Below are 374 nucleotides of genomic sequence, written 5' to 3'. Positions count from 1 at the left end.
GTTAGACATTCACTCTTTCCTCTCTGATACATCCGATCAGCTTTTCATTTTCTTGTAAAGAATAATCATGGTTTTTCACTGTTAGCTGATTTGCTTGAGTGATAATAATAATTTGGTCAGTATCATTTCGTTTCAGTCGGCTAACAATTAATAATGTATTTGGGGTAAAAAACTCTGCGAGTTTATCACTTACCCGAATTGCGACAAGGTTGCATTCATCATATAGATAATATGTAAGTGGAGAGTTGACGATGAGCTCTCCAATATACTTGTAGTGATTCTTTATAATGACACTTTCATCAATAATAGGAACTGCGACAGGGTTTTTATTTCCTTCTTTCGAGCTTATTCTGTTCTCAATTTCCAATGACTCG

Annotated in this window: 1 pseudogene; it reads right to left on the bottom strand. The window is 34.8% G+C overall.

The window, feature by feature from the left end:
• Window position 1 precedes the first annotated feature (1 nt).
• Window positions 2–374 (bottom strand): annotated as a pseudogene (locus ACM2FC_RS23645) (helix-turn-helix domain-containing protein); the annotation flags it as partial.

This window comes from Vibrio sp. A37 (assembly GCF_059777565.1).
This window is presented reverse-complemented; position numbering and strand designations above follow the sequence as displayed.